General features: G+C 65.5%; 13 protein-coding genes and 1 other RNA gene. 8 read left to right on the top strand and 6 right to left on the bottom strand.

Features of this window, described 5'->3' with window-relative positions; genetic code table 11:
- Nucleotides 1-37: 37 nt before the first annotated feature.
- The 6 genes from AWB83_RS24095 to trxA all read right to left on the bottom strand — a co-directional run bounded on the left by AWB83_RS24095 (nucleotide 38) and on the right by trxA (nucleotide 6,679).
- A complete protein-coding gene (locus AWB83_RS24095; protein WP_087048183.1) occupies nucleotides 38-1,399 on the bottom strand; it encodes an MATE family efflux transporter in 1,362 nt (453 codons plus the stop codon).
- 40 nt (nucleotides 1,400-1,439) lie between these two features.
- Complete coding sequence (locus AWB83_RS24090; RefSeq protein ID WP_087048129.1) at nucleotides 1,440-3,203, bottom strand: ArnT family glycosyltransferase; 1,764 nt, start codon at nucleotides 3,201-3,203, stop codon at nucleotides 1,440-1,442.
- Nucleotides 3,204-3,467: 264 nt separating this feature from the next.
- Nucleotides 3,468-3,722 (bottom strand): type B 50S ribosomal protein L31, encoded by a 255-nt coding sequence (locus AWB83_RS24085; RefSeq protein WP_014191633.1) that lies wholly within the window; start codon nucleotides 3,720-3,722, stop codon nucleotides 3,468-3,470.
- Between the two features lie 102 nt (nucleotides 3,723-3,824).
- Entirely contained in the window at nucleotides 3,825-4,691 is an 867-nt protein-coding gene (locus tag AWB83_RS24080) for a M90 family metallopeptidase (RefSeq protein ID WP_087048128.1), read from the bottom strand.
- Nucleotides 4,692-4,826: 135 nt separating this feature from the next.
- Nucleotides 4,827-6,092, bottom strand: coding sequence for a transcription termination factor Rho (gene rho / locus AWB83_RS24075; RefSeq protein WP_044041376.1), 1,266 nt, complete (start codon nucleotides 6,090-6,092; stop codon nucleotides 4,827-4,829).
- Between the two features lie 260 nt (nucleotides 6,093-6,352).
- On the bottom strand, nucleotides 6,353-6,679 hold the full coding sequence (gene trxA, locus AWB83_RS24070; RefSeq protein ID WP_008349330.1) for a thioredoxin TrxA: 327 nt from the start codon (nucleotides 6,677-6,679) through the stop codon (nucleotides 6,353-6,355).
- A 370-nt stretch (nucleotides 6,680-7,049) separates the two neighbouring features.
- On the opposite strand from trxA, the gene ffs reads away from it, so the two are divergent.
- From ffs to AWB83_RS24030, 8 genes are all read left to right on the top strand, one after another.
- Nucleotides 7,050-7,148: signal recognition particle sRNA small type (gene ffs / locus AWB83_RS24065), an RNA gene on the top strand.
- A gap of 190 nt (nucleotides 7,149-7,338) precedes the next feature.
- Nucleotides 7,339-9,663, top strand: coding sequence for a DNA polymerase III subunit gamma/tau (gene dnaX / locus AWB83_RS24060; RefSeq protein WP_087048127.1), 2,325 nt, complete (start codon nucleotides 7,339-7,341; stop codon nucleotides 9,661-9,663).
- Between the two features lie 109 nt (nucleotides 9,664-9,772).
- Nucleotides 9,773-10,099, top strand: a complete 327-nt coding sequence (locus AWB83_RS24055) for a YbaB/EbfC family nucleoid-associated protein (RefSeq protein ID WP_008349334.1) — start codon at nucleotides 9,773-9,775, stop codon at nucleotides 10,097-10,099.
- 45 nt (nucleotides 10,100-10,144) lie between these two features.
- Entirely contained in the window at nucleotides 10,145-10,741 is a 597-nt protein-coding gene (gene recR / locus AWB83_RS24050) for a recombination mediator RecR (protein ID WP_087048126.1), read from the top strand.
- Nucleotides 10,742-10,767: 26 nt separating this feature from the next.
- Complete coding sequence (locus tag AWB83_RS24045) at nucleotides 10,768-10,992, top strand: DUF1653 domain-containing protein (RefSeq protein ID WP_034473750.1); 225 nt, start codon at nucleotides 10,768-10,770, stop codon at nucleotides 10,990-10,992.
- A 33-nt stretch (nucleotides 10,993-11,025) separates the two neighbouring features.
- Nucleotides 11,026-12,231, top strand: a complete 1,206-nt coding sequence (locus tag AWB83_RS24040) for a CaiB/BaiF CoA transferase family protein (protein ID WP_087048125.1) — start codon at nucleotides 11,026-11,028, stop codon at nucleotides 12,229-12,231.
- Nucleotides 12,232-12,282: 51 nt separating this feature from the next.
- Complete coding sequence (locus AWB83_RS24035; RefSeq protein WP_087048124.1) at nucleotides 12,283-13,320, top strand: ABC transporter substrate-binding protein; 1,038 nt, start codon at nucleotides 12,283-12,285, stop codon at nucleotides 13,318-13,320.
- A gap of 3 nt (nucleotides 13,321-13,323) precedes the next feature.
- Complete coding sequence (locus AWB83_RS24030) at nucleotides 13,324-14,154, top strand: ABC transporter ATP-binding protein (RefSeq protein ID WP_087048123.1); 831 nt, start codon at nucleotides 13,324-13,326, stop codon at nucleotides 14,152-14,154.
- Nucleotides 14,155-14,157 lie beyond the last annotated feature (3 nt).

The following is a 14,157-nucleotide window of genomic DNA, read 5'->3' as shown; positions in this document are numbered from 1 at the left end:
TGTTTTTCAACAAATCATCGCATCGGATGCAAGCGGTTCAGCGCGCGTCGACGGTCGGGAGATGACGCGTGCTCACGCGCCGCCAATACAGGAAGAGCCCGATGCCCGCGACGCCGAGACTCGCCGAATTGGCGATCCAGAAGCCGCGCGCGCCCTGCAGCCATGCGGGCACGCCGCCGCCGACGTCGAAGCCGAGCAGATACCCGCCGCCCAGCCCGATGCCCCAGAGCGCGATGGCGTAGATCACGGTCGGCACGAGCGTCACCTTGTATGCCCGCAGGATGAACGCGGTCGTGATCTGCAACGCGTCGCAGAGGTGATAGAAGAAGATGATGAGCACGAGCGGCATCGCGGCCGCGATGACGTTCGCATCCGGCGTATAGGCCGCGATCACCTGCGGGCGGGCGGCGATCAGGAGCACGCCGTACGCGAGCGCCAGCACGCATGCCATGCCGATGCCGTGCCGCGAGATCGAGCGGGCGTCGTCGTAGCGTTCGGCGCCGAGCGCTTGCGACACGAGCGTCGAAGATGCGATGCCGATCGAAAGCGGCGTCATGTAAAGCACCGCGCCCAGATTGCCCGCGATCTGATGGCCGGCGAGCGTGGTCGTGCCGAAGCGCGAGATGAAGAGCGCCATGAAGGTGTACGACGTCACTTCGATGAGATACGAGAGGCCCATCGGAATGCCGAGGCGCAGGAGCGCGAGCTGACGCCGCCAGACCGGCCAGCAGAAGTGCGAGAAGATGCCGAACGGGCGGAAGAACTCGAACCTGAACAGCACCGTCATGCCGACGCTCGCCAGCACCCAGTTGATGAGCGTGCTCGCGAGCGCGCAGCCCGGGCCGCCCAGCGCGGGCACGCCGAAGCCGCCGAAGATGAACCACGTGTTGAGCGGAAACTTGAGCAGGAGGCCCCCGACCTGCAGGAACATCACGAGCCGCGGCTTGCCGACCGCGTTCGTGAGCGAGCTGTAGACGCGAAACGCGAGGCTCGCGGGCAGGCCGAACGAGAGAATGCGCAGATAGTCGACCGTGCGGTCGTGCAGCGCGGGCGGCGCTTTCGCGAGCGAGAGGAGCGGCTCGGGAAAGTAGAGCAGCACGAAGCCGATCACCGCGAGCGCGGCGGCGAGCCACAGCGCCTGACGCGTCTCCGCGCCGATCTCGCTTTCGCGGCCCGCGCCGAAGAGCTGCCCGGCGATCGGCTGCAGCGCGACGAGAATGCCCGTCAGGCCGATATACACCGAGATGTAGACCGAGCCGCCGAGGCCGAGCGCGGCGAGATCGGTGGCGGAGAAGCGCCCGACCATCGCGGTGTCGATCACGCCGAAGGCGATCACCGCGAGCTGGCCGATCAGCACCGGCCACGCGAGCGCCGCGATCCTGCGCACGTCGCTCAGCATGCCGGTCGTGCTGGTCGATGTCGTCATCGCGCGCATCGCGTTACTGCGCCCGGCGCAGGCTCTTCGGACGCAACGGCTTTTTCGCTGGCGGCGTGGGGCGCTCGATGCGCACGTACAGGCGGAAGCGCTCGTCGCGGTCGGCGACGCGCCGGCCTTCCCATACGAGCTTCCATTCGAACGCCGACATCGACGACGGCTCGCCGTAATCCGCGCGGTCCTGGCGCAGGATCACGTCGCAATCCTCGTCGAACGCGAAGTGCATGCCGCCGAAGTAGGCGAAGGTGGCGATCTGCGCGTCGCCCAGGCGCACTGGCGAGATGCAGGTGTAGTCGGGCGGCAGATGACCGGCGATCTGCTCCGCGACGTCGCGATACGTGCGGCTATAGTTCACCACCGGAAGCCACAGGGTCATGAGCAGCACCCACATGAGCGTCGTGCCCGCGCTCGACAGCACGACGCTGCGCCACAGGACCTTCGGATGGCGCGCGAGCCGCCAGCGCGCGAGGATGAACCAGCAGGCGGTAACCGCCACCGCGCACGCGAATGAAATCAGCTTGAACTCGGGATGGAAGCCCGGCGCGAGGCGCGCGAGGTTGCGGGCCATCGGCGCGGGAAAGCCGATCATGCCCGCGGTCCACACGAGCCACACCAGCGAGCCGATGATGGTGAAGCTCAGCATCGCGAACCAGTCGATCGCATTGATCGCGCCGCGCTTGAGCGTGGGCAGCGCGAAGGTGGCGAGCACCGAAAGCGGCGGCAGCAGCAGCATGAAGAGCCGGTTGGTCTCGTGCGCCTGCAGCACGACCAGCACGAGCAGCGGCCCGATGATCGACAGGGGGACGCCCACGTGCGGCGAGCGGCGCTGCCCGCCCCAGCTGACGAACGCCCAGATTGCGAGCGGCCACGCGGGCCACGTGAAGAGCGGCAGGTTCTTCATCGCGTAGCCGAACACGACCGCCGGCGGTCCCGAGAACGTGTAGAAGCTGTTGCGCCACCATTGGCGCAGCCACCATTCGCCGTCGTCGAGGAAGAAATGCAGCGTCGGCAGCACCCAGGCGGCGATCAGCACGATCGCGACCGGCAAGCCGTAGATGACGAGCGGCAAGGCGCGCACCTGCTTCACGATGATCGTCATCGCGAGCGTGCCGAGCAGCAGCGCGAACACCAGCACCGGCGAGCTGGACAGTCCGACCACGCCGATCGCCGCGCCCCATACGAGGCCGCCGTGGATCGGCTTGTCGAGGCTGCGCACGAGGCCGTAGATGAGCATCGCGGTGCCGGCGAATTGCGCGAGCTGCGGCGTGGTTTCGTGGCCGCGCTCGGCGAGGCCGAAGCATGCGAGCAGGATGAGCAGCGCGCCGTCGGCCAGCGTGCGGCCATAGTCGCGCGGTTCGGGCTCGCCGCCAAAGGCGTATTTGAAGGGCTGGGCCTCGTCGCGCCGGCCCAGCAGATAGGCCGAGTACCAGACGAATGCGCAGGCCACGCAGAAGAGCAGGCCCGTGACCACGCGCGAGGCGTTGCTCGCGTCGACCCAAGGACTCAGAATCCGGATCGCCGACGCGCCGAGCCAGTACATCAGCGGGCCGTCGGCGGTCGGCGCCTTGCCGACCAGGTTCGGCAGCAGCCAGTCGCGCGCGTCGCCCGTGGCCATCGTCCACATCACGCCGAAGCCCGCCGCGTCCTCGTTCTTCCACGGATCGCGGCCGAACAGCCCGAACGACGCGTAAGTAATACAGATGGCGAGCAGCAGCCAGCGCGGCAGGGCGCTGGTGGCGGAGGCGGTCAGACGAACGACAGATCGCATGCGATGGGCTGGATGGATAACGGTCCGCTGCTTGTGCGCCTGAACAGCGCAGTAGGGCCGGAGCAACCGGCATTGTAGTCGCGCGGCCGCGTTAAGGGCGGGTGATTGGCGCTCGCTGTAACGAGGCGCAACAACCCTTACCGAATGCAGCAAAGGCGGTGCCGTGGGCGCCGCATGGTTGATGAAAAACACCCGCGGACAAAAAAGGGCAGCCATAGCTGCCCTTTCTGCCTGACCGGCAAAACTCCGGCCGTGAAGTCCGACTTACTTCTTGGTGGAGAAGCGCGCGAACTTGTTGTTGAACTTCTCGACGCGGCCCGCCGTGTCCATGATCTTCTGCTGGCCGGTGTAGAACGGGTGCGATTCCGACGACACTTCGATCTTCGCGAGCGGGTAGGTCTTGCCGTTGAATTCGGCGGTTTCGCGCGTCTGGATGGTCGAGCGGGTCACGAACCTGAAGTCGTTCGACATGTCGACGAACAGGACTTCGCGGTAATCCGGGTGAATGCCTTGTTTCATGGTCTTTCCTGGTATCTGGCGGTAGCCAACCCGCTGCGGCGCGTCTTTTGACCTGCGCGAGTCACTTGCCTAGGGTCGAAAAACGGCGATTATGCCAGAAAATCAGTCGGTTGACATCTTTTTCGAAGGTTCTGGCGCACCTTGCACGACGAGCGCGCCGACGCCCGCCGGATCTTGCCGGTAATAGCGCGCGAGCAGCCGGTACAGCTCGGGATATTCGGATTCGAACGCCTGCGGCGTGACGAAGAGGGCTTCGCTGCACACGGCGAAGAACTCGGACGGGTGGTCCGCGGCGTACGGGTCGATGAGCGATTCGCGCTCGAAACGGCTCCAGCGGCGCTCCGGCACGGCATCCACGCGCGCGCAGAACTGGTCGTAGGCATTGTCGAAGATATCGGCCCAGGCGGTGGAATCGAGCGGCGCATGCCAGCGGCGATAGAGCGGCGGATGACCGTCCGCCTCGCCCGTCACCATGTCGATCTTGTGCGCGAACTCGTGGATCACGACGTTGTAGGCGTCCGAGCCGTCGGCCATCTGCGCGTCCTCCCACGAGAGCACGACCGGGCCGCCTTCCCATGCCTCGCCGCTCGCGTCGTGCTCGATCTCGTGCACGACGCCGTCCTCGTCCTCGACCGTCTTTCTGATGATGAACTCGCCCGGATAGACAATCACGCCCACCCAGCCGCGATAGAGATCGAGGTCGAGATTGAGCACCGGCAGGCACGCCTGCGCGGCAATGGAGGCGATCATCGCGTCGGTCAATTCGAGCTCGTGCGCCGTCGAGAATTCCTTCTGCGCGATGAACAGGCTCGCGATCTCCCGCAGACGCACGAGATCGGCCGCGCTCAGATGGCGGAAGAAAGGGTATGCGTCGAGCGTGCTTCGCCACAGCGCGTCGTCGATTGCGTACTTGCGCAGCGCGCGCTCGCGCCGTTGAGCGCCGAACCAGCGGGAAAAGAGGTTGGCCATCGGTGGGTCGAATCACGGGAACAGACCGGATTGTACGGACGACGGGCGCCGCAATCGTGAAGAAGTGCAAACGCGGCGCGAAAAAAACCGCCTGACGGTGCAGGCGGTTTCTTCGTGCGTCGGACGAGAAGCGGATCAGCCTCCGCCGCGGCGCATCATGTCGAAGAACTCGGCGTTGTTCTTCGTCTGACGGATCTTGTCGAGCAGGAATTCCATCGCCTCGACCTCGTCCATGTCGTGGATGAACTTGCGCAGCACCCAGACCTTCTGCAGCAGGTCCGGCTTGATGAGCAGTTCCTCGCGGCGCGTGCCCGACTTGTTCAGATTGATGGACGGATAGACGCGCTTTTCGGCGAGACGGCGTTCCAGGTGCACTTCCATGTTGCCGGTGCCCTTGAACTCTTCGTAGATGACGTCGTCCATGCGGCTGCCGGTTTCGATCAGCGCCGTACCGATGATCGTGAGCGAGCCGCCTTCCTCGATGTTGCGCGCCGCGCCGAAGAAGCGCTTCGGACGCTGCAGCGCGTTGGCGTCGACACCGCCCGTCAGCACCTTGCCCGAAGCCGGCACGACCGTGTTGTAGGCGCGCGCGAGACGCGTGATGGAGTCGAGCAGGATCACGACGTCGTGCTTCATTTCGACGAGGCGCTTCGCCTTCTCGATGACCATTTCGGCCACCTGCACGTGACGCGCGGCGGGTTCGTCGAAGGTCGAGGCGATCACTTCGCCCGCCACCGAGCGCTGCATTTCCGTCACTTCCTCAGGACGTTCGTCGATCAGCAGGACGAACAGCACGATGTCGGGATGGTTCTGCTTGATCGCATGCGCGATGTGCTGAAGCATCACGGTCTTGCCCGATTTCGGCGAGGCGACGAGCAGGCCGCGCTGGCCCTTGCCGATCGGCGAGATCATGTCGATGATCCGGCCCGTCACGTTTTCCTCGCCGCGCATTTCGCGCTCGAGCGGCAGCGGCTTGTTCGGATGCAGCGGCGTGAGGTTCTCGAACATGATCTTGTGTTTCGAGGCCTCGGGCGGCTGCCCGTTGACTTTGTCCACCTTCACGAGCGCGAAGTAACGCTCGCCGTCCTTCGGCGTGCGCACTTCGCCTTCGATCGTGTCGCCGGTGTGCAGATTGAAGCGGCGGATTTGCGACGGGCTGATGTAGATGTCGTCCGTACTCGCGAGATACGAGGTCTCGGGCGAGCGCAGGAAGCCGAAGCCATCGGGCAGCACTTCGAGGGTGCCGTCGCCGAAAATCGTGTCGCCAGCCTTGGCGCGCTTTTTAAGAATCGCGAACATCAATTCCTGCTTGCGCAGGCGGTTCGCATTTTCGATCTCGAGGCCATTGGCCATCTCGATCAGTGCAGACACGTGCTGAGACTTGAGCTCGGATAAATGCATACGGATTTCCCGCCGGGGAGAAGAGGTGCGACAGAAAGATTTGGGAGAAGAGGTGAGCGGAACCGCTCGAGACTTAATACTTCTTGAACTCTTGTAATACTAGCATAGCACACGCCGCATGCGCCTCGGGTGGGCTTGGGCGGGGCTGTTCGGCCGATGTTGTCGTGCGACAACATCGGCCGCACTGGAGTTGCGCTGTTATCGCGTTGCCGATGCCCGAACCGGGCGCCGAAGGATGCCGGCGCCCGCCGATGATGCCGTTACAGGTTGCTGTCGAGGAACGCGGTCAGTTGCGACTTGGACAGCGCGCCGACCTTCTGCGCGGCGACCGCGCCGTTCTTGAAGAGGATCAGCGTGGGAATGCCGCGCACGCCGAACTTCACCGGCGTCGACTGATGCTCGTCCACGTTGATCTTCGCGATCTGCAGGCGATCGCCGTAATCCTTCGCGACTTCGTCGAGGATCGGGGCAATCATTTTGCACGGACCACACCATTCGGCCCAGAAATCGAGCAGGACAGGTTTATCCGACTTGACGACATCCTGTTCGAAAGAAGCGTCGCTGATGTGCTTGATTGATTCGCTCATTGTCTGAATACCTCTATTGATTCGAGGCCCGCGTTTGAATGCTCGCCACGATACACCAAAACTGAAAAGAACTTCGTCGCCAACGGGCGGGGGTAACCCCGCATGCCGTGCGCCAGAACGACTCGCGACCGGCGGCAAATGATCCGCGAAGGGGCCCGAATGCACCACCGGGCGTCACTTGCGGGTAATTCACATGTCATCTTAGCCTACTTTGCTATCCGTTGCCGGGTGCTGATAGGGCCGATCTGAGGGCGAAAGCACCAAGTACAAGAGGGCGCTCGAGTGCCCGGTGCGGGCGCACGGAGCGAGCGGCGCACGCGCTTCATCGAAGCCTTCCGGGAGCGCCGGGCCGCGTGATACAATTCGACGTGACGGGCCTCCTCGCATGGTGGCGCGGTCAACCTGGTCAGGTCGGGAACGAAGCAGCCACAGCCGCTTTCCACCAGTGCCGAGGGTCGGGCTCGTCACCTTCCGCTTTTCCTCCTGCTTTCCTTCCGCGTTTTCCCCTAGTCAATCTGCTGTGTCGTCGCGCGCCATTCGGGTGTGTTCGGGTGCGGTGATTCCGTGCGTCCGCATGGCACACGAGCACTGTGTCCAGGCACGTCGACGCCCTTTTGGAACGGCGTTTGCGCCAGGTCGTTGCTGATACAATTTCGCGCATGACCTATCAAGTTCTCGCACGCAAATGGCGGCCGAAATCGTTCGAGTCGCTCGTCGGCCAGGAGCACGTCGTCCGTGCGCTCACGCACGCGCTCGACGGCGGCCGCCTGCACCACGCCTATCTTTTCACGGGCACGCGCGGCGTCGGCAAGACGACGCTCTCGCGCATCTTCGCGAAGGCGCTCAATTGTGAAACCGGCGTGACCTCGAAGCCGTGCGGCGTGTGCCGCGCGTGCCGGGAAATCGACGAGGGCCGTTTCGTCGACTATGTCGAAATGGACGCGGCGAGCAATCGCGGCGTCGACGAAATGGCGGCGCTGCTCGAGCGCGCCGTGTATGCACCCGTCGATGCGCGCTTCAAGGTCTATATGATCGACGAAGTGCACATGCTCACGAATCACGCCTTCAACGCGATGTTGAAGACGCTGGAGGAGCCGCCGCCGCATGTGAAGTTCATCCTCGCGACGACCGATCCGCAGAAGATTCCCGTCACCGTGCTCTCGCGCTGCCTGCAGTTCAATCTGAAGCAGATGCCGGCGGGGCACATCGTGTCGCATCTGGAGAACATTCTTCGCGACGAGCGCATCGTGTTCGAGCCGCAGGCGCTGCGCCTTCTGTCGCGCGCGGCGGACGGCAGCATGCGCGATGCGCTCTCCCTGACCGATCAGGCGATCGCCTATTCGGCCAACGAAGTCACCGAGGACGCCGTGCGCGGCATGCTCGGCGCGCTCGATCAGCGCTACCTGATCCGTCTCGTCGATGCGCTCGCCGCCGGCGATGGCGAGCTCGTGCTCTCGATCGCCGATGAAATGGCGCTGCGCAGCCTGTCGTTCTCGACGGCATTGCAGGATCTCGCGAGCCTGCTGCACCGGATCGCGTGGGCGCAGTTCGCGCCTTCGTCGGTGCTGGACGAATGGCCGGAAGCCGCGGACATCCGCCGCTTCGCCGAGACGCTTTCCGCCGAGCAGGTGCAACTGTTCTATCAAATCGCAACCGTCGGGCGCAGCGAACTCGGTCTCGCGCCGGACGAATACGCCGGCTTCACGATGACGCTCCTGCGCATGCTCGCGTTCGAGCCCGCGGGTGGGCCGGGCGGTGGCGGCGTCGCGGTCGGCGCGCCTTCCGGTGCGAAGGCTGCGCGAAGCGCGGCGCTCGCCGGGGCGACGGTCGAGCGTGCGGTTATGCCGGCGCCGGCGCCCGTGGCGAAGGCCGTTACGCCTGCATCCGAAGCATCCGAAACATCCATAGCATCCGAAGCCGAGACGGTGATCGTCGAGGCAAAGCCGCGCGCGCCCGTAGAATCCGTTGCCGAAAGCGCGAATCCCCTCGCGGCGAAGCCCGCCGCTTCGGTCGAAGCGAGCGAGCCGATCGCGAGCAAGCCCGCGCCGGTGCCGAGCGCCGCACGACAGGCCGCCGACGAAGCCGCGCCCGCCGCATCGCGCGCCCCGGAACCCGAAGCCGTGGTGCCGCGCGCGGGAAGCGGTGCGAGGGCGGCGCTCGAAGTCCTGCGCAGCGCGGGCATGCGTCTGTCGTCCGAGCGGGGCGCACGCGGTGCGCCCGCTGCGCAAACGGCCGCGCCCGCCGCGCCCAAGCCAGCCGCAAAACCCGCGGTGCAGGTCCAGGTGCCTGCGCCGCGCCGCGCGCCGGCCGCGCCCGCCGCGTCAGGCGCGTCCGAACCGAAGCCCGCTGCCGCCGGGGAGCGCAAGTCGAACGTCGTCCCGCCGTGGGAAGACATGCCGTCCGACGACTATCCGCCGCCGGGATCGGAAGACGAATACTTCGCGCCGCCCGACGACGGCTTCGTGCCCGCCTTCGACAGCGGCCCCGACGACATGCGCTTCGCCGGCGGCGAGTCCTCGGCAAGGCCTGCGCCGCAGCCGAAAATCGACACGACTCCGCTTCCGCCCGCGGTGCCGCTCGATGCGCTCGGCGTCGAAGGTGAATGGCCTGCGCTCGCCGTCGATCTGCCGTTGAAGGGCGTCGCCTACCAGCTTGCGTTCAACAGCGAGCTGACCGCCTGCGACGGCAATTCCATCACGCTCGCCGTGCCGGTGCAGATGTACGCCGAAAGCTCGCACGTCGCGAAGCTCAAGGCGGCGCTCGCCGAGAAACTCGGCCGCGCGGTCGAAGTCAACGTCAACGTCGGGCCCGCGCGCCGTACCGCCGCAGCGCTCGACGCCGCCGAGCGCGCGCAGCGCCAGCAGGAGGCCGAGCAGGAGATCAAGCAGGATCCGTTCGTGCAGTCGCTGATCCGCGACTTCGGCGCGAGCATCGTGCAGGGTTCGATCAGGCCGATTTCCGCATCGGGCACGAATCCGTCGTGAATTGAAGCGCGCGGCGCGTGTTTCGGCGCCGTGCATCCACACTGAATACCGAGCGCACGCGCCAGCCGCGCGCTCGCCCGCCTCACGTTTTCCAGGAAGGAGCCGAACCATGATGAAGAACCAACTCGCCGGGCTGATGAAACAGGCTCAGCAGATGCAGGAAAACATGAAGAAGATGCAGGACCAGCTCGCGCAGATCGAGGTCGAGGGCCAGTCCGGCGCCGGTCTCGTGAAGGTGACGATGACCTGCAAGAACGACGTGCGCCGCGTGCAGATCGACCCGAGCTTGCTCGCCGACGACAAGGACATGCTCGAAGACCTGGTCGCCGCCGCGTTCAACGACGCCGTGCGCAAGGCCGAGGCCACCACGCAGGAAAAGATGAGCGGCATGACGGCCGGCATGCCGATGCCGCCCGGCTTCAAGCTGCCGTTTTGATCACGCGCACCGAAGCGCGGCGCTTCGGTGCGCCCACGAGGACACATGAAACAACCTTCCGCCCTGTCGGCGCTCGTCGAGGCGCTGCGCGCGCTGCCCGGCGTCGGACCGAAATCGGCGCAGCGCATGGCGTATCACCTGATGCAGCATGACCGCGCGGGCGCCGAGAAGCTCGGACAATCGCTCCTCTTCGCGACGGAGCATCTGAAACACTGCGCGAAGTGCAACACCTTCACCGAGGCGGACGTCTGCGAAGTCTGCCAGGACGAGGAGCGCGACCCGGCGCTTCTGTGCGTCGTGGAGACGCCGGCCGATCAGATCATGCTCGAGCAGACGCTCACGTACCGCGGGCTCTACTTCGTGCTGATGGGGCGGTTGAGCCCGCTCGACGGCATCGGTCCGAAGGAAATTCACTTCGAGCGGCTCATCGGCCGCGCGCTCGACGGCGTGGTGAAGGAAGTGGTGCTCGCCACCAACTTCACGAACGAGGGCGAGGCGACCGCGCACTATCTCGCGCAGACGCTCAAGTCGAAAGGGCTGAAGGTCACGCGGCTCGCGCGCGGCGTGCCGGTCGGCGGGGAGCTCGAATACGTTGACGCGGGCACGATCGCGCGCGCGATGCTCGATCGCCGCTCGGTCTGAGCGCGTCAATCTCCAGGAAAGAACCGATGACAGAAACCGAAGCCCTCGCGCTCGCGACGCATCGTCATTACAAGGGCGGCCTGTATCGCGTGATCGGCGTCGCGCGGCACTCTGAAACAGAGGAAGCGATGATCGTCTACGAGCATCTGTGGCCGCACGAGCGCGGCCTGTGGGTGCGTCCCGCCGCGATGTTCAACGAAACGCTCGCCGATGGCACGCCGCGCTTCAAGCCGCTCGACATTCCGCTCTGACGCCCGCAAACAAAAACACGGAGGAGACAAGACATGAGCGCATCGACGGGGCCGCTTGCCGGCGTCAAGGTGCTGGAACTGGGCACGCTCATCGCCGGGCCGTTCGCCGCGCGTTTCATGGGCGAATTCGGCGCCGACGTCATCAAGATCGAAGACCCCAGCGGCGGCGACCCGCTGCGCAAGTGGCGCAAGCTCTATCCCGAAGTCGGCGGCACGTCGCTCTGGTGGGCGGTGCAGGCGCGCAACAAGAAATCGGTGACCGTCAATCTCAAGGCCGAAGAGGGCAAGGAGATCGTGCGGCGGCTCGCGAAGGAAGCCGATATCGTCATCGAGAACTTCCGGCCCGGCTTGCTCGAAAAGCTCGGGCTCGGCTATGAAGTGCTGTCCGCGCAGAACCCGGGGCTCGTGATGGTGCGGCTCTCGGGTTATGGGCAGACCGGCCCGTATCGCGATCGCCCGGGCTTCGGCGCGATCGCCGAATCGATGGGCGGCCTGCGTCATATCACCGGTTATCCGGATCTGCCGCCGCCGCGCATCGGCATTTCGATCGGCGACTCCATTGCGGCGCTGCACGGCGTGATCGGCGCGCTGATGGCGCTGCATCACCGGCAGGTGAACGGCGGCAGGGGGCAGGTGGTCGATGTCGCGCTGTATGAGGCCGTGTTCAACATGATGGAGAGCGTCGTGCCCGAATACGGCGTGTATGGCCTCGTGCGCGAGCGCACGGGCGCGTCGCTGCCGGGCATCGTGCCGTCGAACACGTATCCGTGCCGCGACGGCAGCATCGTGATCGGCGGCAACAGCGATCCGATCTTCAAGCGCCTGATGAACGCGATCGACCGCGCGGACCTCGCCGACGATCCCGCGCTCGCCTCGAACGACGGCCGCGTGCCGCGCACGCAGGAAATCGACGACGCCATCGCCGCGTGGCTCTCGACGCGCAGCATCGACGAGGCGCTCGCCGTGCTCAACGCCGCCGACGTGCCGGCAGGGCGCATCTACAGCGTCGCCGACATGTTCACCGATCCGCAGTTCATCGCGCGCCAGATGCTGCAACGCTTTCCGTGGCAGGACGGCCGCGAAATCACCTTGCCGAACGTCACGCCGAAACTGTCGGAAACGCCGGGCGAAACGCGCTGGCTCGGGCCCCAACTCGGTGAACACACGGATGAAGTACTTCAAACGCTCGGGTATGATGCCGACGATATCGCGCGGCTGCGGGCGGCCAAGGTGATCTGAACCTCGAGCCGGAACAGCGCTGAAAACGATAAATCCAGGAGACAGACAACGATGAAACGCAGAACGTTCATCGCGAGCGGCGCCGTGCTCGCGGGTGGTGCTTGGTCGGGCATGCCGCTCGCGTTTGCGCAGAACAAGCCGGAACAGGCCAAGGTGTCGATCGCGGTCGGCGGCAAGAATCTTTTCTACTACCTGCCGCTCACCATCGCCGAGCGCCGCAACTACTTCAAGGACGAAGGGCTCGAGGTCGAGATCGCCGATTTCGCGGGCGGCGCGAAGGCGTTGCAGGCGGCGGTCGGCGGCAGCGCGGACGTCGTGTCCGGCGCGTTTGAGCACACGCTGCTTCTGCAGGCCAAGAATCAGTACTTCCGCGAGTTCGTGCTGCAGGGCCGCGCACCGCAGATCGTGCTGGCCGTGTCGAAGAAGGCGATGCCGAACTACAAGTCGGTCGCGGACCTGAAGGGCAAGAAGATCGGCGTGACCGCGCCGGGCTCGTCGACCTCGATCATGGCGAGCTTCGTGCTCGCGCAGGCGGGACTGAAGGCGACCGATGTGTCCTTCATCGGCGTGGGCGCGGGAGCCGGTGCGATCGCCGCGCTGCAATCCGGCCAGATCGACGCGATCGCCAATCTCGATCCGGTGATGACCAAGCTCGACCGCGCGGGCGACATCCGCATCGTGTCGGACACGCGCACGCTCACGGACACCAAGGCCGTGTTCGGCGGCAACATGCCGGCGGGGTGCCTGTACGCATCGCAGAGCTTCATCACGAAGAACCCGAACACGACCCAGGCGCTCACCAACGCGATGGTGCGCGCGCTGAAGTGGCTGCAGACCGCATCGGGCAAGGACCTGATCGCGACCGTGCCGGAAAGTTATCTGCTCGGCGACCGCGCCCTCTATCTGGATTCGTGGCAGCACGTGAAGGAAGCGCTGTCGCCGGACGGCCTGATGCCGGCGGATGGTCCCGCGACTTCGCTCAAGACGCTGCAGGCCTTCGACGAGACCGTGAAGGGCAAGCCGATCGATCTCTCGAAGACCTGGACCAACGACTTCGTGAAGAAGGCGCTCGCCACCGTCAAGGCCTGATCGATGAGCGCGCCATCGAAGCACGCGCTTGCGCTGGAGGACGTCACCTGCACGTTCGCCTCGCGCGAGAATCGTCGCGACCGCTATACCGCGGTCCGCAATACGAGCCTCACGATCGCGCCGGGCGAATTCGTGTCGGTGGTCGGGCCGACCGGCTGCGGCAAGTCCACGCTGCTCAACGTGTCGGCGGGACTGCTCGAGCCTTCGTCGGGCTCGGTGAAGGTCTTCGGCGACGAGCTGAAGGGCATCAACCGGCGCGCGGGCTACATGTTCCAGGCGGATGGCCTGATGCCTTGGCGCTCCGCGCTCGACAACGTGACGGCCGGCCTCGCGTTCCAGGGCGTGCCGAAGCACGAAGCCGATGCGCGCGGCGAGGCGTGGCTGAAGCGCGTGGGTCTCGGCGGCTTCGGCGATCGCTATCCGCATCAGCTGTCGGGCGGCATGCGAAAGCGCGTCGCAATGGCGCAGACGCTCATCCTCGATCCGGACATCATCCTGATGGACGAGCCGTTCTCCGCGCTGGATATTCAAACGCGTCAGCTGATGGAAAACGAGCTGCTCGACCTGTGGGCCGCGAAGCGCAAGGCCGTGCTCTTCATCACGCACGATCTGGACGAGGCGATCTCGATGTCCGATCGCGTCGTCGTGCTGTCGGCGGGGCCGGGCACGCATCCGATCGGCGAATTCGCGATCGACCTGCCGCGTCCGCGCGACGTCGCCGAGATCCGCTCGCATCCGCGCTTCGTCGAGCTGCATGCGCAGATCTGGGGCGTCTTGCGAGAAGAAGTGCTCAAGGGCTATCAGCAGCAGCTGAAGCCCGCCGCCGCCGAATAAGAC

This window comes from Caballeronia ptereochthonis (assembly GCF_001545075.1).
In the GTDB taxonomy this organism is placed as follows: Bacteria; Pseudomonadota; Gammaproteobacteria; order Burkholderiales; family Burkholderiaceae; genus Caballeronia; species Caballeronia ptereochthonis.
This window is presented reverse-complemented; position numbering and strand designations above follow the sequence as displayed.

Excerpts from the sequence above, each read along its gene's own strand:
- AWB83_RS24090 (WP_087048129.1), bottom strand. The coding sequence starts at position 3,203 with ATGCGATCTGTCGTTCGTCTGACCGCCTCCGCCACCAGCGCCCTGCCG.
- AWB83_RS24035 (WP_087048124.1), top strand. The coding sequence starts at position 12,283 with ATGAAACGCAGAACGTTCATCGCGAGCGGCGCCGTGCTCGCGGGTGGT.
- AWB83_RS24085 (WP_014191633.1), bottom strand. The coding sequence starts at position 3,722 with ATGAAACAAGGCATTCACCCGGATTACCGCGAAGTCCTGTTCGTCGAC.
- AWB83_RS24040 (WP_087048125.1), top strand. The coding sequence starts at position 11,026 with ATGAGCGCATCGACGGGGCCGCTTGCCGGCGTCAAGGTGCTGGAACTG.
- rho (WP_044041376.1), bottom strand. The coding sequence starts at position 6,092 with ATGCATTTATCCGAGCTCAAGTCTCAGCACGTGTCTGCACTGATCGAG.
- AWB83_RS24045 (WP_034473750.1), top strand. The coding sequence starts at position 10,768 with ATGACAGAAACCGAAGCCCTCGCGCTCGCGACGCATCGTCATTACAAG.
- AWB83_RS24055 (WP_008349334.1), top strand. The coding sequence starts at position 9,773 with ATGATGAAGAACCAACTCGCCGGGCTGATGAAACAGGCTCAGCAGATG.
- AWB83_RS24030 (WP_087048123.1), top strand. The coding sequence starts at position 13,324 with ATGAGCGCGCCATCGAAGCACGCGCTTGCGCTGGAGGACGTCACCTGC.
- AWB83_RS24080 (WP_087048128.1), bottom strand. The coding sequence starts at position 4,691 with ATGGCCAACCTCTTTTCCCGCTGGTTCGGCGCTCAACGGCGCGAGCGC.
- AWB83_RS24095 (WP_087048183.1), bottom strand. The coding sequence starts at position 1,399 with ATGCTGAGCGACGTGCGCAGGATCGCGGCGCTCGCGTGGCCGGTGCTG.
- trxA (WP_008349330.1), bottom strand. The coding sequence starts at position 6,679 with ATGAGCGAATCAATCAAGCACATCAGCGACGCTTCTTTCGAACAGGAT.
- dnaX (WP_087048127.1), top strand. The coding sequence starts at position 7,339 with ATGACCTATCAAGTTCTCGCACGCAAATGGCGGCCGAAATCGTTCGAG.
- recR (WP_087048126.1), top strand. The coding sequence starts at position 10,145 with ATGAAACAACCTTCCGCCCTGTCGGCGCTCGTCGAGGCGCTGCGCGCG.